13 protein-coding genes are annotated in these 20,373 nt (G+C 41.3%); 7 read left to right on the plus strand and 6 right to left on the minus strand.

What is annotated here, in order from left to right:
• The first annotated feature begins 80 nt into the window (after nucleotides 1–80).
• The 5 genes from ftcD (at nucleotide 81) to T426_RS24230 (ending at nucleotide 13,145) form a co-directional block, all read left to right on the plus strand.
• Complete coding sequence (gene ftcD, locus T426_RS0118240; protein WP_025864793.1) at nucleotides 81–1,769, plus strand: glutamate formimidoyltransferase; 1,689 nt, start codon at nucleotides 81–83, stop codon at nucleotides 1,767–1,769.
• A 494-nt stretch (nucleotides 1,770–2,263) separates the two neighbouring features.
• Nucleotides 2,264–5,362 (plus strand): SusC/RagA family TonB-linked outer membrane protein, encoded by a 3,099-nt coding sequence (locus T426_RS0118245; RefSeq protein WP_025864792.1) that lies wholly within the window; start codon nucleotides 2,264–2,266, stop codon nucleotides 5,360–5,362.
• A gap of 20 nt (nucleotides 5,363–5,382) precedes the next feature.
• Complete coding sequence (locus T426_RS0118250; RefSeq protein ID WP_025864791.1) at nucleotides 5,383–6,798, plus strand: RagB/SusD family nutrient uptake outer membrane protein; 1,416 nt, start codon at nucleotides 5,383–5,385, stop codon at nucleotides 6,796–6,798.
• Between the two features lie 1,356 nt (nucleotides 6,799–8,154).
• Nucleotides 8,155–11,358, plus strand: coding sequence for a SusC/RagA family TonB-linked outer membrane protein (locus tag T426_RS0118260; RefSeq protein ID WP_025864790.1), 3,204 nt, complete (start codon nucleotides 8,155–8,157; stop codon nucleotides 11,356–11,358).
• Nucleotides 11,359–11,375: 17 nt separating this feature from the next.
• Entirely contained in the window at nucleotides 11,376–13,145 is a 1,770-nt protein-coding gene (locus T426_RS24230) for a RagB/SusD family nutrient uptake outer membrane protein (protein ID WP_025864789.1), read from the plus strand.
• A gap of 135 nt (nucleotides 13,146–13,280) precedes the next feature.
• Here T426_RS24230 and T426_RS0118270 read toward each other — a convergent pair whose 3' ends face one another.
• Together T426_RS0118270 and T426_RS24235 are read right to left on the minus strand one after the other, a co-directional pair.
• Nucleotides 13,281–14,573 (minus strand): S41 family peptidase, encoded by a 1,293-nt coding sequence (locus T426_RS0118270; protein WP_025864788.1) that lies wholly within the window; start codon nucleotides 14,571–14,573, stop codon nucleotides 13,281–13,283.
• Nucleotides 14,574–14,595: 22 nt separating this feature from the next.
• Nucleotides 14,596–16,743 carry an HD family phosphohydrolase gene (locus T426_RS24235; protein WP_025864787.1) on the minus strand — a complete coding sequence of 716 codons (2,148 nt, stop codon included), beginning with the start codon at nucleotides 16,741–16,743 and terminating at the stop codon, nucleotides 14,596–14,598.
• 88 nt (nucleotides 16,744–16,831) lie between these two features.
• Between T426_RS24235 and T426_RS0118280 the strand changes: the two genes are divergently transcribed.
• Complete coding sequence (locus tag T426_RS0118280) at nucleotides 16,832–17,623, plus strand: C40 family peptidase (RefSeq protein ID WP_025864786.1); 792 nt, start codon at nucleotides 16,832–16,834, stop codon at nucleotides 17,621–17,623.
• Nucleotides 17,624–17,852: 229 nt separating this feature from the next.
• The gene (locus T426_RS0118290) at nucleotides 17,853–18,281 is read left to right on the plus strand and encodes an NUDIX domain-containing protein (RefSeq protein ID WP_025864785.1); all 429 of its coding nucleotides are present in this window, start codon (nucleotides 17,853–17,855) and stop codon (nucleotides 18,279–18,281) included.
• Nucleotides 18,282–18,298: 17 nt separating this feature from the next.
• Here the strand turns inward: T426_RS0118290 and T426_RS0118295 are convergent, their stop codons facing one another.
• From T426_RS0118295 to lepB, 4 genes are all read right to left on the minus strand, one after another.
• Nucleotides 18,299–18,949, minus strand: a complete 651-nt coding sequence (locus T426_RS0118295) for a WbqC family protein (protein WP_027586084.1) — start codon at nucleotides 18,947–18,949, stop codon at nucleotides 18,299–18,301.
• 13 nt (nucleotides 18,950–18,962) lie between these two features.
• A complete protein-coding gene (locus T426_RS24240; protein WP_025864784.1) occupies nucleotides 18,963–19,322 on the minus strand; it encodes a LapA family protein in 360 nt (119 codons plus the stop codon).
• Between the two features lie 75 nt (nucleotides 19,323–19,397).
• Nucleotides 19,398–19,895, minus strand: a complete 498-nt coding sequence (locus tag T426_RS0118305; protein ID WP_025864783.1) for a hypothetical protein — start codon at nucleotides 19,893–19,895, stop codon at nucleotides 19,398–19,400.
• 77 nt (nucleotides 19,896–19,972) lie between these two features.
• A partial coding sequence (gene lepB, locus T426_RS0118310; protein WP_027586086.1) for a signal peptidase I occupies nucleotides 19,973–20,373 on the minus strand: 401 nt, incomplete at its 5' end.

Here is a 20,373-nt window from a genome sequence, read left to right on the forward strand (position 1 = left end):
GTATGAGAAAGATGTGAATTATCATGGTATTCTCAGTTTAACACTTCTATTTTGTAGTGCCTTAAAAAAATGAGAGTTCTATGACAAAACGGATTATCGAATGCGTTCCCAATTTTTCAGAGGGACGCGATTTGTCTGTTATTAAAAAAATTACGGATACCATTGAGCTGGTAAAAGGAGTCAAATTACTGGATGTCGATCCGGGACATGCCACCAATCGTACCGTTGTTACATTTGTAGGAGAGCCTGAACTGGTAATAGAAGCGGCTTTTCAAGCCATTAAGAAAGCTGCCGGGCTAATTGATATGTCGAAACACAGCGGTGAACATCCTCGCTTTGGAGCTACAGATGTTTGTCCTTTGGTACCGGTCTCGGGTATATCGATGGAAGAGACTGTTGAATACGCCCGTCAATTAGGAAAAAGAGTAGGCGATGAGTTGGGGATTCCGGTCTACGCTTATGAGTTTGCTGCTTTTACCGAAAAACGAAAAAGTTTGGCCTTTTGTCGGTCCGGCGAATATGAAGCCCTTCCAGACAAACTGAAACATCCGGAATGGAAACCCGATTTCGGACCGGCAGAGTTTGTTCCCCGAACGGGAGCAATTGCTATTGGCGCCCGAAATTTCCTTGTTGCATACAATATTAATCTGAATACGACATCCACGCGTCGTGCCAATGCCATTGCATTTGATGTCCGCGAAGCCGGGCGTGTAAAGCGGGAAGGAAATCCCGTAACCGGAAAAATCGCAAAAGATGCAAATGGCGAACCGGTACGCATTCCGGGTACGTTAAAAAAAGTAAGGGCAATTGGATGGTACATCGAAGAATATGGAGTTGCTCAGATTTCGATGAATCTAACCGATTTAACCGTAACACCTGTTCATGTAGCCTTTGATGAAGTGTGCCGCAGTGCAGAGTCACGTGGCATCAGAGTGACCGGATCGGAGCTGGTGGGTATTATGCCGTTGAAATATATTCTCGACGCCGGTAGATATTTTCTGCGAAAGCAAAATCGTTCTACCGGTATTCCCGAAAGGGAAATCATCAAGATTGCTGTCAAATCGTTGGGACTTGACGAACTTCAACCGTTTGATCCAGATAAAAAAATCATTGAGTACATGCTCGATGATAAGGAACAAAAGAAGCTGGTTGATTTAACGGCTCGTGGTTTTGCTGAAGAAACTGCTTCAGAAAGTATGGCTCCGGGAGGAGGTTCGGTATCTGCATACGTTGGAGCGTTGGGAGCTTCACTGGCTACTATGGTAGCTAACCTCTCTGCGCATAAACGTGGCTGGGATGACCGATGGGAAGAGTTTTCCGACTGGGCCGAGAAGGGGCTGAAAATTCAGCAGCAGTTGCTCAAACTGGTCGATGAAGACACCCAGGCATTCAATAATATAATGGCTGCTTTTGGTATGCCGAAAGGCTCGGATGACGAAAAAGCGGCACGTACGGAAGCCATTCAGGCTGCCACACTCAATGCTATGGAAGTTCCGCTTTCAGTAATGGAAACCTCACTTGCCTCATTTGAGGTAATACGTGCCATGGTTGAGGAAGGAAATCCGAACTCAGTTACAGATGCCGGAGTAGGAGCATTGTGTGCACGAACCGCTGTTCTGGGTGCCTGGATGAATGTCAGAATCAATGCTTCCGGATTAGCTGATGAAGCAAAAAAACGGGAGCTACTTGACAAAGGAGAAGAAGTAGCCCGGAGAGCCGCTGAGTTGGAGCAAGAAATTGTGCAGTTGGTTGAGCGGAAAATGGAATAAATTGTCAACTCAAACATCAGGATGAGTTACAGTTTTTTGTTATAATGTGGGTTGCTACGTTTTATTGTTAATTTATGTTATCAAACTGTAAATTTTATACGGTAATTATTCATGCTGTTTGGGTTTAATGATTTGGGATAAAACGAATATGCGTTGAAAAAGTCGTTTTGTAAACGATTTGAAATAAAAGCGTTAAAAATATTTAAATCTGGGCTTTATCATATGAACATACTTGAGATTATCAATAAATTTAAATTTATGATTACAAGTGTGGCTGTGAAAGGCTGAGGTTTGTTACAAATTCTTTTTATTTTTGTTCCTCTGGTTAAAAAATGCCAAGGATATTTTAATACTTAATGTATTAAGTTTATTGTGTGTGATTGTTGCCCTATTTCCAATTTATTAGGGTTTGTATGTAATTTAAAGTGAATCTTATAGTGGCTTGGTGTGAGGCCATTATGGGTATTTGTTTTATTAATCTAAAAATTTAATCTATGAGAAACTTTGCGCTGTTAATTACAGTATTAGCAATTAGTTTGCAATCCTTATGGGCGCAGACACGAGAAATTTCAGGAGTGGTTACCTCCGGTGATGATGGAAGTACAATACCTGGTGTTTCTGTTAGTGTTAAAGGCACTACATTAGGTACAATCACTGATGTCGATGGTAAGTATACTTTGAATGTACCACAAGATGCCAACGCATTGGTATTTTCGTTTGTTGGTATGAAAACGGTTGAAGTGTCATTAACAACACAGACTGTTTACAATGTTACCATGAAAAGCGAAAGTGTAAATGTTAATGAAGTAGTTGTAACCGGATATGGAGTGAAGAAAAAAGCTGCCTTTACCGGAGCTGCTTCAACACTGGACCAACAAAAAATTACTGACAGAACTAATCCGAGTCCAATTGCAGCTCTAAGCGGTAATGTGGCAGGTTTGCAGATGAGTACAGGTTCAGGTCAACCTGGGGCACCTGCGACAATTTATATTCGCGGAAGAAACTCATTGAACTCCGGAACCCAACCTCTTTATGTTATTGATGGTGTGCCAATGGCAGCAGGCTCATGGGGGATACGTGCAGATGAAGGTCAGACTTTTTCTCCCCTTAGTTCCCTGAATCCAGACGATATTGCATCAATTACTGTTCTTAAGGACGCGACTGCTACTTCAATTTATGGTGCACGTGCTGCTAATGGTGTTATCGTGATTACAACCAAACAAGCGAAAGCCGGTGCCAAAACTAAAGTTTCGCTGGATGTTAAAACCGGATGGGAGGAAATGCCCTCATTTACCAATCGATATAAGGTCGTAAATGCAGATCAGTATAATGAATTACAGGTTGAAGGATGGAAGAACTATTTCAATGATGGTGTTACCGATCCTAGCAAGCTTATGACTACTGAGGAAGCTTCTAATCGATATTACAACGGTTCAATTTACGGATATTCTTTACCTGAACAGGGGATTACTAAAGATAATATGGCGAACGTAAATTGGTTGGACCAGGTGACTCGCAAAGGACTTGTTGAGAATTATAATCTGAGCGTTCAGTCTGCAGGTCAATCACCAAAATCACCGAGATATTTCTTGTCATTGGGGTATATGAAAGATAAAGCCATAATTGTTGGTAAGGATTTTAAGCGATACAGTGTACGGTTAAATCTTGACCAAAACCCAACCAATTGGCTTACTTTCGGTATGAATACCTCATTGTCTTATACAGAGACAAATATGGGAGCCGGAGGTGGTTATTTTTCAGACCCAATCACACAAGCATATATGCAATCGCCACTTACTCCGGTAAAAGATCAAAATGGCGATTGGAATTTCAATACCGTTAACGGTTACAACCCGGTGGCGCAGAGAAGTGCTTTGGGCGATAAATCCCGTAACCAAAACTACAGGGCTTTGATTTCACCCTACCTGACGATTAAATTCATGCCTGAATTGAGTTATACTTCTCGTTTGGGTGTTGATTATATGCACATGAATGAGTTTGGTTACTGGTCGTTCCTTCAACCTCAGGGGAAAGATATGCGTGGAATGGGAGAAAATTCGACGAATGATCAGTCCGTGATTACCTTGACCAACACACTGAACTACATTAAGACTTTAAATGGAGGTCATAATATTAATTTGATGTTAGGGCAGGAAACTTCATCTACCAATCTGAATACAACCTATCTTTCGGGTAGTAATTATCCTGTTCCTGATAAAAACGTTGCTTCTTTGGCAGCTACACCGGGAAGTGCCTCAACTGATAAATATGAATTAAGACTGGCTTCTTTTTTCTTCAACGGAGAATATGATTATAACGACAAATATTACTTGTCTGGTAGCTATCGTGTTGACGGTTCTTCCCGGTTTGGTTCGAACAATCGATGGGCAGGATTCTGGTCGGTAGGTGCGAAATATCGTATTACGCAGGAAGACTTCATGAGTTCTACCAGTGGGTGGTTGAATAGCCTGACTATTCGAAGCAGTTACGGTACTTCGGGTAACCAGGCTGTAGGTTTAGATCCTAATTCTACAACTATTTACAATGGCTGGTATGCGTCAAGGCCTCTGTGGGGGTATGGATATAACTATAATTCCAACGGTGGTAGCAGCCCGGAGCAAGTCGGTAATCCTGATTTGAAATGGGAACAAACAGCTAAGTTTAATGTCGGACTGGATGCGACTTTATGGTCGATGTTTGACATTACTTTTGACTATTATCATCACGAGACTCAGCATATGGTATTTGCTATGCCGTTGTCAATGACCAGCGGGTATTCCAGTGTTCCAAAGAATATTGGTAAACTCAAGAATACAGGATTTGAGTTGTCGCTTACCGCAAATATTATCAGGAGAAAGGACCTGAAATGGTCGGCTACTTTTGTTGGTGCAACTAACAAAAACAGGATTGAGAAGTTGAGTACAGACAATCCGATTGAAAGTACTTATACCATAATTGAACCGGGCCATGATATTTACCAGTTCAAAATGAAGGAATTTGCAGGAGTTGATGCACAAACCGGTGCACCGTTGTATTACCTGAATGAAACTGGAGATAAAACAACAACCGATTATAACGCCGCTGCTAAGCGCTATGTTGGTAAAGCCTCTCCTGATTACCAGGGAAGTTTCTCTACGGCTTTGAAGTTTAAAGGATTTGATTTTTCTGTTCAGATGAACTATGCATTAGGGGGTAAGATCTACGGTAGCAACCTTCGTTATGACGAGCAAAGAGGTGGAGGTCTTAACCAGGCGATGACACGTTATGTGTATGACAACCGGTGGCAGCAACCAGGTGACATAGCAAAGGTGCCTAAGTTTGAGATGACAGAGTCCAATTACCATTCTTCACAGTTTTTGATGAATGGTGACTACTTGAAAATTGAGAATGTAGTTTTGGGATATACTTTCCCTCGTACTTTGGTTAAGAACTTGCAGAATTTGCGTGTCTATGTTACCGCCAATAATCTGTATACATTTACTGCATCTGACTACCGGGGATTTGATCCGGCAAGTGTTGGAGCCAATGGTATTCAGTGGTGGAACTACCCGACACCGAGAACCTTCATGGCTGGTCTTAGTGTAAACTTTTAATTATTGCTAAAATTGATATTATGAAAAGAAAGATATTTTATGTGCTCAGTTCGTTACTTGTTTTGATGACAAGTTGCGATTCTTTTCTGGACACGAAATCATATAATCAAATAAACTCAGGAGATGCCTTTAAAACTGTTGACGACGTTAAGGCAGCCAGAAACGGTTTGTATTATGATCTTGGGAGTTATCGTTTTTGCGGAAATTATGTAATTGCTATTGGTGACTTTGCAGGCGATATCTCTGTTGCGGATGGTTCATCTGGTCACTTCGTTAATATTAATAATTATGCTATTTCCGATGCGACCCCGGAACTTTCAGATGTATGGCAATATGGATATAAGATTGTTAACAATTCCACGAAGATTATTAATGGCATCGATGCTCTATTAGATAATCCGGAAACTACCGAAGCTCAAAAGAATGAATTAAATCTTTATAAAGCCGAGAGTTACGGTTTACGTGCTTTGGCGTATTTCCATTTGGTAAATATTTTTGGTCTTCCTTATGGCGTGGATTCAAATCCTCATGGTGGTTTGGTTTTGATGGATAAAAATGCGATTGAACCAGAACAGAATGTGTCCAGAAGCTCTGTTGCTGAGACCTACAGTCAGATACTTAGTGACATTGATAATTCATTGGCTGCATATAAATTGACCCCCAGTAAAGTAAATCAGTTTTACTTCAACCGGGCAGCCGTTTATGCCTTGAAAGCACGCACGATGCTTTATATGGAAAATTATTCTGAGGCAATTACCGCTGCACAAGAATCACTTGATTTGCGTGTTGTTAAGGAAATGAAGAAAGCTGATTACCTCGACATGTGGAAGAGTCTTACTATTTCTGACGAGGATATTTTTACTATTGCAAAAACCAGCGACGATAATTTATCTTCAAATTCTCTTAATACATTGTATGGTTCATATGGTGGCCATGTTTCTCCAGGTTTGGTTGGTGATTTTACATCGACTGATTACCGGTTGAGCCTGATTGATACTACTGCATCGAGTAATCATCCGATGAAATTTGACGGAATAGAAAGTTCTGCTGCAACAAGTAACATCCCGCAGTTCCGCGTTTCAGAAATGAAACTTATTATTGCCGAGGCTAGTGCGCATCTTGGATTACTGGATGATGCCAGGGCAGCACTCTTTTTTACTGCTCAAAGAGACAGTCAAATTACTTCGGTGGATGATTTGCCATCTACTCAGGCTGATTTGTTAGCATTTATTGCCAAAGAGCGTAAGAGAGAATTGTTCCAGGAAGGGCAACGTTACTACGATGCACGTAGGACTGGTGAAAAACTCACTATAGCAAATGGAAAATACACCAATTTTGATGTACGGAAATTTGTTTATCCTATTCCTGCGGATGAAATCAATGCTGGTTATCAGTGTGAACAGAATGAAAATTGGTCCGACAATTTGCCTAAATAGAGGTAGTAGATGATATGCATGATGTGCAGCTTTAAAAGCTGATGCTAATTGTCAAATATATTTAGAGAGGCTGTCTGTACTTAAGACAGCCTCTTCTCTTTGTCCGAAAATTTATGACGAGTTTGATAATCTTGTAACACATATAATCAAGCAATGGATTAATAATCTACGCCTGGAAATGTCGGAACTATTATATTGTTGACCCATTTTAATATATTTTATTGCTTGACTTAAAGATATATAGCATACCTTAAAGATATTGGCTTAAAGGCTCTCTGAATTCAGGGAGCCTTTTTTTTGTGCCTTCCGAAAAACCAAGGCGGAGGACAGGCCTAAAGCGGGTCGTTGAGCATACATGCTTTTCTAAGGTGCAATGCCCAAAATATGTTGTGGGTACATATTTTTTCGAAAGGGGGGACAAGTATTCGAGGTCTAAATGAAAAACCAGCGCAGGTTTCACCCAGAACCACGTGTGGTTTGCCATTAGATCACGTGTGTTTTTCGTCAAGATCACGTTAGGTTTGGAGCAAAAGCACGTGTGGTTTTCATTGAAAGCAGGCGTGCTTCTAAAAAAGGTACCAATGGTTACCCCCAAAAAAGAGGAATTTCATGCTCATGATTTCCGGATTTCAAGCGCATCATATTAGAATCATGCTTATGATTTTTGAAAACGTAAGCACGAAATGGAAAGAACCAGGTATCGAAAGTTTCGGCTACGGGTTATTCGCTTTTTATCGTTTAACAACTAAAACGATTGAGAAGACATGAAATGAAGGCTGGAGCCGCATGGAACAAGCAACCACGCACAGAGCCAAACATCTCATGGTTCGGGCGGTTTTATACGCTGAAAGGATAATTCGGTCATCGTTGAACGACAATTTTGTTGCGAGAACGGTATGTTCTCCCCGCTAGATCGTACCTGAAGCATATAGATCATATGATATAATGCCGGTTATGTGGAAGCTTTTATTTTTTATCTCACCAGTTGTAGTGACAGAGCAACCATTAGTAATGGCAGGCAATCGGGATACCGATTTAAAGATCACTAACATCTTTTAACACATAAAATTAAAGATATGTTAATAAGCATATCTAAAAAAAAACAAGCTTAAAGGCTCTCTGCGTCCAGAGAGTTTGTTTTTTGTATCCATCACAAATACAGGCAAATAGATGTCTGTTGTTTGACATGGAAATCAGTGTGGATTCGTCATGAAAAGCCTGTTTTTAAGTATAATTCCAATATTAATTAAAGAAAAAAAATGTTAATATTCATTAAAATGTATTTTTTTCATATTTTTAACGGTCTATGTAAAATAACTGGCTTCACAACTACTTAATCTTTTAATACAATTATTTATGAAAAAACTTGTGCTATTACTTGCATTTTTCGCCTTTGGTTTGCTTTCGCTTATGGCGCAAACTAAGGAAATAACAGGAACAGTTACTTCTGCAGATGACGGAAGTTCCATTCCCGGAGTTTCTGTTTCAGTTCAAGGTACAACATTGGGAACAATAACGGATATTGATGGGAAATACCGTATTAGTGTACCTCAAAACGCAACAACACTGGTTTTCTCGTTCGTTGGAATGGAAACACAGCAAGTGGCGATATCTGGAAGTGTCATTAATGTAACCCTGAGTCCTGATTTGGTTGGGTTGGATGAGGTACTGGTCGTTGCTTATGGTACTGCAACTCGAGAGTCGTTCACCGGTGCAGCAGCAGTTGTTGACGCTTCAACTCTTGAAAAGAGACAAGTATCAAACGTGACCCAAGCGTTAACAGGAGTTACTGCCGGTGTCCAAGCAGCTAGTAATACTGGACAACCAGGTACCTCTGCTAAAATCCGAATTCGGGGGGTCGGTTCATTGAGTGCATCTAGTGCTCCTTTATATGTTGTGGACGGGATACCCTATGGCGAAGATATTTCTTCAATTAGTACACAGGATATTCAGTCAGTAACCGTACTGAAGGATGCTGCTTCTGCAGCTCTTTATGGTGCCCGTGGTGCCAATGGTGTAATATTAATTACAACCAAAAAAGGAAAAAAAGGGAAGGTCTCTGTTAATTTGGATGTGAAGGCAGGTATTAATCAACGTTCTGTGCCTGAGTATGATATTATGACAGACCCGGCCATGTATTACGAAAAGTACTACGAAGGGATTTATAATAATCAAATCGCGGCAGGATTATCTCCGTCAGATGCTAATGTTCAAGCCAATCAATTGATGTTTGGAAATCAAGGTCTGGAATATAATATTTACACGGTCCCTGATGGTCAAAATTTGATTGATCAGAACGGCAAGATTAATCCCAATGCTACGTTAGGTCGGGTTTGGGACAACGATTATTACCTAATTAATGATAATTGGTATAATGAGCTGTTTGGTAAAACCAATACTCGGAAGGAAGTTAATCTTTCGGTAAGCGGAGGAAATGATAAGCAAACAACGTTCTTTTCGTTAAACTACTTAAATGACGAAGGTATTATTTCCAACTCCGGGTTCGAGAGAATTACTGCCCGTATTAATACCGATTACCAACTCAACGACTGGATTAAAGTTGGGGGAAATATTAGCTATTCAAATTCCGTTAGTCGTTCACCATCTGATCAGTCAGGATTGAGTTCGAAAAACTTATTCTATGTAAGCCGTATTGTGGCTCCGATTTATCCTTTATATGTGAGAGGTGCAGACAAACAAATCATTGTAGACGATCTTGGTCACACATTGTATGATTATGGAACAGGTGAATATCCAGGATTAACCCGTCCGATAATGTCTATCGCAAACCCGGCTTCTGACTTAAGACTGGACAAACAGCAATATAATGTTGACCTAATTGGCATTAAAGGCTTTGCAAATTTCAATCTTATGGAAGGATTAAAGTTTGCGTTAAATGTAGGTTATGATGTTGATAATACACGGTATTTAGATAAAGGAAATGCTTACTATGGTCAAAGTGCTGATTTCGGTGGAAACATTTACAAAAGAAACACACATATTTCCGCTTTAACCTTGCAGGAATTGCTGACCTACAAAAAATCGATTAATCAGCATTCCTTCGACATACTTGTAGGGCATGAAACCTATGATCGGCAGTGGGAACGTATGTATGGTATTAAGTATAATCTATTTGATCCGGAAAGTGAGGAACTATCAAATGCTATCCTACGGCAGGAAACTGGTTCTACTGGCATTGGATACTTTGTACAGGGTTATTTCTCCAGACTACAATACGATTATGCGCAGAAATATTATTTGTCGGCCAGTTACAGAAGGGATGCTTCTTCTCGCTTTACACCCGATAATCGCTGGGGTAATTTCTGGTCAGTTGGTGGTTCCTGGTTAATGGAAAAAGAAGGATTCCTGGCAGGAGCTGACTGGTTGGATATGTTAAAGTACAAAATCAGCTACGGTGCTCAGGGTAACGATGCTTTACTATATGAAAACCCTGCTAATTATTATGATGGTGGGCAGAATTATTACCCGGCTCAGGATCAGTTTAATATAAAGAATTCAAATGACGATTTTGCCATTGAGCTTGATTATAAGGGAAATAAAGATATAACTTGGGAAACCAGTTACAACTTGAATACTGGTTTTGAATTCTCACTATTTAACGGAACATTCAGTGGATCGGTTGAGTATTTCAACCGGAGAGTAGAAAATATGCTTTATTATATTCCCGTTCCGCCAACAGTTGGTTATTCATCATATCCTGACAATATTGGTTCTATGAGGAATAGAGGAATTGACGTTGATTTGCATGCAAGGTTGATTCATACTCCAAAATTTACTTGGTCTGTTTATGTAAATGGAACGCATTACAAAAATGAGATTCTTTCTTTACCTCCGCAGTTTTCAGATCCTGACGGATACATTAATGGAAGACGAATTTTGCGTGTAGGAGGAAGTATTTATGACTTCTGGTATCCAGTCTATGCTGGTGTTAATCAGGAAACGGGTGCTCCGCAATGGCGAATCACAAATGATGATGGGACTTATGGTGTAACTGAGGATTATTCTACGGCTTCATTAAAGAAAAACAGTGATAGTCCGGGTACCTCTCTTCCTGATTTACAAGGAGGCTTTGGAACCTCGGTTGATGCTTTTGGTTTTGATTTCTCGGTATCGTGTACTTATGGTCTGGGTGGTTTAACTTACGATTATATCTATCAACAGTTGATGCATGGAGGTCAGGCAAGTGAAGCTGGTACGAATTGGCATAAAGATATCCTGAATTCTTGGACGGCGAGTAATACAAACACAGATGTTCCGATGGTGAACTTTGGAGGTAAAGATATTGGAGCCACTTCAGATCGCTTCCTGATTTCATCTTCCTATTTGAGTATCAATAATGTTACCTTGGGATATACTTTGCCGAAGAAGGTGTTGAATAAGATAGACTTAGAGGCTGTTCGTTTGTATTTTGCTGCTGACAACGTTTATCTGTTCTCTAAGCGGAAAGGACTTGATCCTCGTCAAAACTTCAGTGGGTCCACTGACTTTATTTACTCTCCCATCAGGACAATATCTGTGGGGGCAAACATCAAATTCTAACAGCTAAAAAGAACAAGATGATGAAAAATATAAAATTCCTATTGCTACTGGTAATCACTTCCTCTATCTTCGGATGTGATGATAAGTTAAATCAGACCCCGGATGGTGGCATGATCACTGGGGATCAGTTGACTGAAGTCATTAATAATGATCCCTCTAAACTTCAATCGGAAGTAAACGGACTCTATTCTATTATGAAAGCCTTTCCAGCAACTACCGGAAGCGGTGATTACCAGGAAGATTTTGGTATTCCCGGTATCGCTGCTAAAACAGATCATAATGGTCAGGACCTTGTAGGTGATGTGACTGGTTATAACTGGTTCAGTGGAGAGCAGGATTTAACCAACCGAAATTTTACCTATCGTGCTCCTCGTGTTGTCTGGAATCAGTTTTATAAGCAAATTCGTACTGCAAACTCAATTATTGGAAAAATAGATCGTGCAACGACAGATCCAATTGGAAAGAGTTATCTGGGACAAGCTTTCGCTGTTCGGGCTTATGACTATTTCAATTTGGTTCAGTTATTTCAGTTCACTTATGTTGGAAATCAGGATAAACCTGCAGTGCCAATTATTACGGATCAGACACCTGTCGATTCGCTGACAAATAATCCGAGAAAAACGGTTGCCCAAGTGTACGCTTTTATCATGAAAGATCTGAACGATGCGATTGGATATCTGGATGACGATGATATTCCTGCAAGACCTGATGTTTCTGCAGTAAACTTAGCTATTGCATATGGTCTCCGGGCCCGAGTCAATTTAGTGATGCAGAATTGGGATGCTGCTGCTTCTGATGCAGCCAATGCGCTAAATCAAAGTGGACAATCTCCAATGTCTATGCAAGCTGTTTCTGTTCCAACCTTTGATGATGTAACAGAACCGGGTATTATGTGGGGATGTATTATCACAACGACGGATGATGCTACAACCTCCGGAATCTGTAATTATACATCGATGTGTACCAATCTTTGCTTCGGTTATGGCGGTTATACGACTATTGTAGGTACATGGAAGAAGGTCAATAAATTGTTGTATGATGAGATTCCTGCCACCGATGTTCGCAAAGGATGGTTTCTGGATGAAAACTATGAAGCTGCTGCTTTAAAAGGTTACGAAAATAGCGGCGAAGCAGAAGAGGCATTTTATGAGTGGTATGGGGAACCTTATTCACCTGATTATGGCCCAATTTGGGGTGTAATGGGAATGGAACCTTATACAAGCGTTAAATTTGCACCTACAAATAAGCAGTTAACTTATCCTGAGAATTCAAATGACTGGCCTTTGATGCGTGCTTCCGAAATGGAACTTATTATTGCAGAGGCCAAAGGAATGGGAGGCGATTTAGCTGGAGGAAAAGCAGCGCTGGAGGCATACGTTCAAGCTTATCGTGATCCTGATTTTGTAAGTACTGCAACGTCAGCTCAGGATTTTCAGGATGAGGTATGGCTGCAACGTCGTATCGAGTTTTGGGGAGAGGGCATCTCATGGTTTGACCTGATGCGCCTTAACAAGCCTGCGATTCGCTATAAAGAGGTTGATGGAAAAGTGGTAACAAATTACGGTGCTTTGGCTATTTTTGATATTCCTGCTGATGCTCCTTACCGTCTTTGGCCGATTCCTCAAAAAGAAATTCAGACTAATGATGGAATATCAGATGCTGAAAATAATGATATGGGAACGTTACCTACAAGTCTGCCTGTGCCGGCTTCGATGAAAAAAGCACAAACTAGAGAGTTTGGCTTTGTCAAGAGCATTTCCGGATTACAGGATTCATCACCTTTTTAAGCTAGTCAGATAATAACAACTCCTTAGTTGTTTTATATATAAAGAGGCTGTTCAAAAGTATTGAACAGCCTCTTTTTTAGTTTACTTTTAAAATGAAATGTTTTTTCTATTTTCTCTTTTATCTTGGGCGGCGTTTTATTTTTTTATGTCATACAAATTAGAAACGGTCACATCGGTACCCTTGCTAAGCAGCTTTGTTGGCATTGTACCTGATTTTAGCATCGCGGCAGAAGTGCCTGTGCTTCCTGTTGAGAGATAATTAAGCGCAGCTTTTAGACACAACTCATTCGGATCGCCAAAAGGATATTTTACGTCTTCATAGACGGTATAATCTACGGGAATGCCATCGAAATAATCGCTATAGCCCGCACTATTGACGTTGCGGAAACTAATGGGAGCGATAGCAAGGTTGTCCTGTGTGTCAGAAAAAATGCTCATGCCAACCGGTTTTCCGAGCGTTTGTGTCCCGATAAGGGTAACCGGATACAAAGGCATCAGGCCCGAAATGGTCAGTTCACTGGCCGAAGCAGTTGAAGATGACGTAATAATAACAATCTTATTTAAGTTCAGACTATTAGCTGCTTGGTGAATCACGTTATTCTCGTTTGCATCGGTGTGCTTGTCATTGAACTTTTGCACATTGTACGTTTGATTATTGTATTTATTTCCAGCGATTAAGCTCATTAACGAATCGGCAGTTGAGAGCAAGCCTCCCGTATTGTAGCGCAAATCGAGAATGAGATTGGAAACACCATCAGCTTTGAATGTCGCAAAAGTTGTATCGAGATCTGTAACAGAGGGCTCCAGAAAGTCGGAGAAAACGAGGTAACCGGTTTTCTCGCCGTTTGTGTCATAAACGTGACTGTATTGGACCGTATTCATCACCACGTTGCCTTTTGCAATGCTTAGTTCTTTGTATGTACTATCAGGAAGAACAAACCCAAAAGTGACCTGATTTTTTGCGAGTTCCTGATTGATGGCATCGACACTCATATTTTTAACGGGTTGCCCGTCGAGCGAGCGAATCATCCAACCACGAGACACACTATCCCGTCCCATCGGACTGTCGGTGTAAACATCGGCAATACGAAGGCTATCGGACAGATCGAACTTAAAACCGGCACCCCAGCCACCTGACTGACCGTTCTGAATTAAGTCCATAATTTCCTGGAGCGGTGCCACAAAGCTCCAGTGGTCTTTGTCGTATCTTATGGCGTCAACATACTTCGATGGATCGGTATATGAAGAAAGATCGACGTCTGGCATATCCTGATACCACAAGTACCAATCCTGGAAAAGATTGGCTGTGTTTTGAACTCCCGAATCAATTTCTTTCGGCGCGGGAGTGGGTGTGTTGTTTTTTTGACATCCCGATAAAGCCCAAACCGCCAGCAGGACGATTGGGAAAATAAATTGTAATTTTTTCATGTATGGGGAAGATTTGAAAATCTTAATCGTTTTTACGTCTTTCTAAACGAATTGTTTTGCGTTTAACTTTTTTTACCTTTTTCTCTTCAGGATATTCCATGCGAACATGATAAATGGTCAGCAACTTCTCAAGGAAAATTTGCTTAAGTAATGTGATGTCCTGAAATGTGAGAGGTGCGTAATCGAGCTGCCCATCCTTTATTTTTGATTTGAATATTTTGTCGATCAAATCAGAAAGCGATTCGGCATTGATGTCTTTCAAGCTTCGGGATGCCGCTTCAATGCTATCGGCAAGCATAACAACAGCGGTTTCGCGTGTAGAGGGAACCGGCCCTGGATAGGTAAACTTCGATGCATCGATATTTTGTTCCGGATTTTCATTCTTCGACATCATATAAAAGTAGCCGGTCTTGGTGCTACCGTGGTGTGTCCTGATGAAGTCGATGATCATCTCGGGAATCTTGTATTTCTTGGCCAGTGTCACACCATCGGTCACATGGCTCATAATTACCTGAGCGCTTTCTTCCAGCGACATTTCTTCGTGCGGATTGATACCTTTGGCCTGATTCTCGGCAAAGAAATGTGGTGCCTTGGTTTTACCTATGTCGTGGTACATGGCTCCTGTTCTCACCAGTAACGGATTGCCTCCGAGTTTGGTGATCGCATCTTCGGCAAGATTGGCTACCTGCAGCGAGTGCTGAAACGTTCCGGGTGCTTCTTCCGCTAGTTTGCGCAGAAGGTTCTGGTTAGAGTAGGAAAGTTCAATCAACGTCACATCCGATACAAAACCAAAGGATTTTTCAAAAATATAGACTAACAGGTAGGTAATCAAAGTTAACACGGCATTGCCGACGAACCAACGCAGCTGCATCCATTCAATGGCTTCCCAGTTGCCTTCCTGAATAAGGGAAATTCCAATGAAAGCAAATACATAGGTCAAAAGAATAAACACGGACGTAATAACCAATTGTCCTCTTCTCAACAGTTTATCCTGGCTGATGACTGCTACCGTTCCGGCCAGAATCTGCAGCAATACAAATTCGTATCCATTGGGTACCATGAATCCCACAATCAAGGCAGCAATGGTATTCACAAAAATAGCCAGCCGGGCATCGAGAAAGGTCCGGATGGTTAACGCCAGTACCGTAAATGGAATAAGGTAAACCAATTGCGGGTTGGTGGATACGACTAACCGGCAAAAATAAATCATGACGACCATCATCAACAGCGTGAAGGCAATGTCTCGTTTCGAATTCAGTAATTCGCGGCGAATATTGAATACGAAGAGGAAAAGTACCAGTACTAACAGGATGATGAACATGCCTTTACCGGCCAACACTCCATAGTATTCGGTTGTGTTACCCAAGCGGTTTTCGTAGGCTTTTTGCAGCGATTCCAAAATCCGGTAGGTGTCGGGAGTTATCAGGTCGCCTTGCGAAACAATACGCTCGCCTTCCTGAACCATTCCCCGTGACGTCGAAATATTGTCAAGTAATTTTTGTCGCTCGAAATCAGTTGTTTTTTCATCGAATACAAGGTTGGGATGAAGAAATACTTCCGGATGTATTTTAACCAGTAAAGGCTGCCACGAGGGATATTTTTCAGCTAATTGCTGCTGACCAGAGGAAAGATAATTGTAAGCGCTTTTTAATGAAAATATCGAGCTTAAAGGGACTTTTCGCCCAACATGGTCTTCCACAAACATCAAGTCGCTTTTCCCTTTTAGCGAAGGGTAATCTGAAATACTCTGTTCCAGAATACCTCGTTTAAAAACTTCCTGATATAAAGTTATCAGTTGTTGCTTGATATCGGCATCTGAAAGAGTTTTAGACTTGGCATCGGGTGATTGTCCCAGATTGTCAATCTGACTTGCCAGTTTGCCGACTTGCTCTTGTCCTATCGAATCCTGATACGTAAAATAAGGGAGTTGAGCATTCAGTACTGAATCTCGTTCTGTCTTTAATTCATCGTCGCTTTTAAGAATGGCAAAATCGAAAGGGGCAATCAGGGTTTCATGCATCCAGGGACGTCCCTTCTGAAATTCATACTTAAAGCGGGCTTCTCCGGGAAGTGCCAGATAAATCAGAATTGTGGTTATGACAAATAACGCAACCACGAAAGTGGTGTGCCAGAATGATTCTCTGGACTTTAGTTTATTTTCAACATCCATGTAAACAAGCCTCTTTTCCGTTCTTAAAAATCACGATTCGATAAAATTTCTATCTTTGGGTTTAGTACCAAAAATAATAATAATTTTGATGAGATACGGAATCTCCAATCTCAGTATTATACCGGTTCGAACAGAGCCGACCGAGAAGAGTGAAATGTGCACACAAGTTCTTTTTGGTGAACATTACGCCATACTGGAAGAAACTGAGAAGTGGACCCGCATCCGGAACGAGTTTGATGGATACGAGGGATGGATTGACCGGAAAATGGTCAACGAAGTGGACGATGCACTTATATCACAACTGCAGCAACTTCCTGCAGTAGTAACAACAGATGTATTCAATATTGTTCAAAGTTCGGATAGCTACAATAATTTTTTGATTGTTGCCGGTAGTTCCTTACCTTTTTATAATCAGTCGGATAAAACCTTTCGGATTGACGATGCGTTATATACAATAAAGGGAAATGTGACAGTTGAAACTCCTCCCGCTGTGAGGGCTACAATTATTGAAAACGCATTGAAATATTTCAACGCACCGTATTTGTGGGGAGGCCGTTCACCCTTTGGGGTCGATTGTTCGGGCCTGACGCAGGTTCTGTATAAAATGGTGGGAATACCGATTCCGCGCGACGCATCGCAGCAGGTCCAAATCGGTCAGCATCTCAGTTTTGTGGATGAAGCGCAGCCGGGCGACCTGGCGTTTTTTGATAATGACGAAGGAGTGATTACACACGTTGGCATCATTTGGGAGCGGAATAAGATCATTCACTCTTCCGGGAAAGTGAGAATCGATAACGTCGATCAGTTCGGAATTTACAATACCGAAACCCGAAAATATACGCACAAGATGCGCCTAATGAAACGAATCATCGATGGTTAACTCAAAATCACATCTATGAGTCATTTGCATTTCATTGGATACATTTTAGCCATTATTATTGTGGCTTATTTAATCTGGCTTTATTCCCAAAAGGAAAAAGAGGAGTGAGCAGTGGTGAGATGGCGGAAATTTTTTGAATCTTTGTTTCGTTTGGATTATTTGTAGTCGAGAGTAATTTTCATCCTTAGAAGTTGATGAATTGTTCTCAGATTAAATTTTTTGTAATTATATGTCCTACACCTATCAATACCCCCGGCCGGCAATAACAGTTGATGCCATTGTAACAGCAGAGCGTAACGGCGAGCAGTGGGTGCTGCTTATTCGTCGAAAAGCATACCCTTTTGAGGGGAAATGGGCTTTGCCCGGAGGATTTGTGAATATGGACGAAACGCTGGCTGAGTCGTGTCAGAGAGAGCTGGAAGAAGAAACCGCATTAACCGGCGTAGTGCTGAAACAGTTTTATACTTTCGATGCAGTCGATCGGGATCCTCGAGCCCGAACCATTTCAGTGGTATTTACCGGGCAAATTCCCGAGCCTGTTCCCGTAAAAGGTGGCGATGATGCATTGGAAGCGGAATGGTTCCCCATTATTTCGTTACCGGAAATGGCGTTCGATCACCGCGAAATCATTCAGAAATTTGTGATGGAGATAATTTGAGGCTTTTTGGGGGTGTATTATTCCTTAAAGCAATCTTCAATAATACGCACTGATTCGGGACCCTCGTTAAAAAATAAGTCGATGATGGAAAGATTGGGCTGAAAATCGAATTTTTCTTCGAAAACCTGTGTATAGGGTTCGGGGGAAAAGTTCGGATCTGCTTTTGTTTTCTGTCTTTTAGGATGGATTATCTCACGTAAGTCGATGGTGTCGTTTTTCACCTCTTTCTGGTATTCTGACGACAAATTGATGTTGGAATCCATATCCAGTAATTCCACTACTTTTTCCTGTATTGCCAGGTTGAAATCAAGCAGATATTTCCATCTCTTTTTGTGGTAAAACGGGGCAAACTCATCCTCGTAATAGGGAAAGAAAGGGGAGTTATTATATGCGGAGACAATTGTTCGCCAATGGAGTCGCTGCCAGTTTTCCGCGTAAGCGATACGGATGTCTTTGGTTTTCACTTTTAATTCAGGGCCTTTGTCAACCGGTATGCTCAAAGTAAGTAAGCCGTTTCCACCCAAAATCCGGCAGCGGTTGCGGTAGGTTTGTTTTGGGTAATTCTCGTGTTGTTCAATTAATATTTCGGGGTAATGAACCAGTTTTGTATAATACTGTACGGGGCCCAGATAAGCAGTTGAAAGTAAAGTAGTATGTATTTCGGTCATCGGAAGCTATTCATTAATCGTCGAAGAATGTGCTGTTTGTGTCGCCACGAATCAGATCGCCTTCATCTTTCTTTTTTTGTTCTTCATTTTCCAGCTCTTCCAGATCCTGTCGGTACTCCAGCAACTGTTCTTCCAGTTCGTCAATGCGTTCTTTTAAACTTCGGTTATCCTTTCTCAAACGTTGTTTGCCCGGATAACTGGACAGGGCACTTAACATCACCCCAATCAGAATCGCTGACAAAAGAACTAAAACCAAAGGAATTTCCGGTATTTGCCAAACCAAAAATTTTACTGAAACACTGATCGCATTTTGCAAGGCAAATACAACCAGTATGATTCCGAGAACAAGTCCGGTGACTAAACCACGCTGCATAATTATAGAGTTTTTCGTTACTCTAAGATACAGCTTTCAGCCTATTTCGTAAAAGAAGTGTATCGTTTGTGTAAATTATTTTTCACCTGTCAACGTCATTCCCGGGGTGAGTCCGATTCGTTTAAACTCAGCCGTATTAATGGTTATGCTTTCGTCTTGTCCATCAGACGAATCACGAAAATAGACATTATAATCGGCGCCGAGCGGCACCATTAAAGACGTGTGTTGTTTTGGCGGAATACGGACATCGAGGATATCGTTGTATTGATCGTCTGACCAGAAGACATTGGTAACCAGATTGACACGCATGGTATCGGCAGAATGATTGTAAAGCTTAATACGCTTGAAGGAGCGGGGCGTGGTTTCCGGTTCCATATCAAGGTTCAGAGAGGCAAGCGTAACAATATTAAGCATCTGCAGTGCAACGTCTCCCACATTGATTCCGGTTCGTTTCCGGTGCATTTCCTTTTGTCTTTCGATGCTTCCTGTATCGTGAATGTATTGGCCGGTGGAGCAGCTGTAAAAAAACAAAAGGCTGCATAAGACGCTTAGGATAGGTCGAGTTTTTCTCATTTGTCAGATAAATTTGGACATGAAAAAGCCAGCAAATAATATACCGGCTTTTTCAAGAATGAATATGAATAAGTTTTTTATTCGACTTTTTTAAAGAACCGGTTCCAACGGATGTTGGCCGGGAACGATTTGTCTTTATCGAGCGACAGCCAGATGAAGGAAGCTTTTCCTACCACGTGATCCTCCGGTACAAATCCCCAGTATCGCGAGTCGGCCGAATTGTGTCGGTTATCACCCATCATCCAGTAATAGTTCATATTGAACGTGTATGAATCAGCTGGTTTATCGTTAATATAAATGGTGCTGTCCTTCACGGCCAGTTTATTCTTCTCGTAAACGCGAATAATGCGCCGGTAAAACGGAAGATTCTTCAACGTCAGGTGGACGGTTGCACCTTTTTTGGGAATCCAAATGGGACCGAAATTATCGACATTCCATGGGTAGTCTTTCGGATCGAACGGAAAAATGTTCGGATCGG

Source organism: Prolixibacter bellariivorans ATCC BAA-1284 (assembly GCF_000621705.1).
Lineage (GTDB): Bacteria > Bacteroidota > Bacteroidia > Bacteroidales > Prolixibacteraceae > Prolixibacter > Prolixibacter bellariivorans.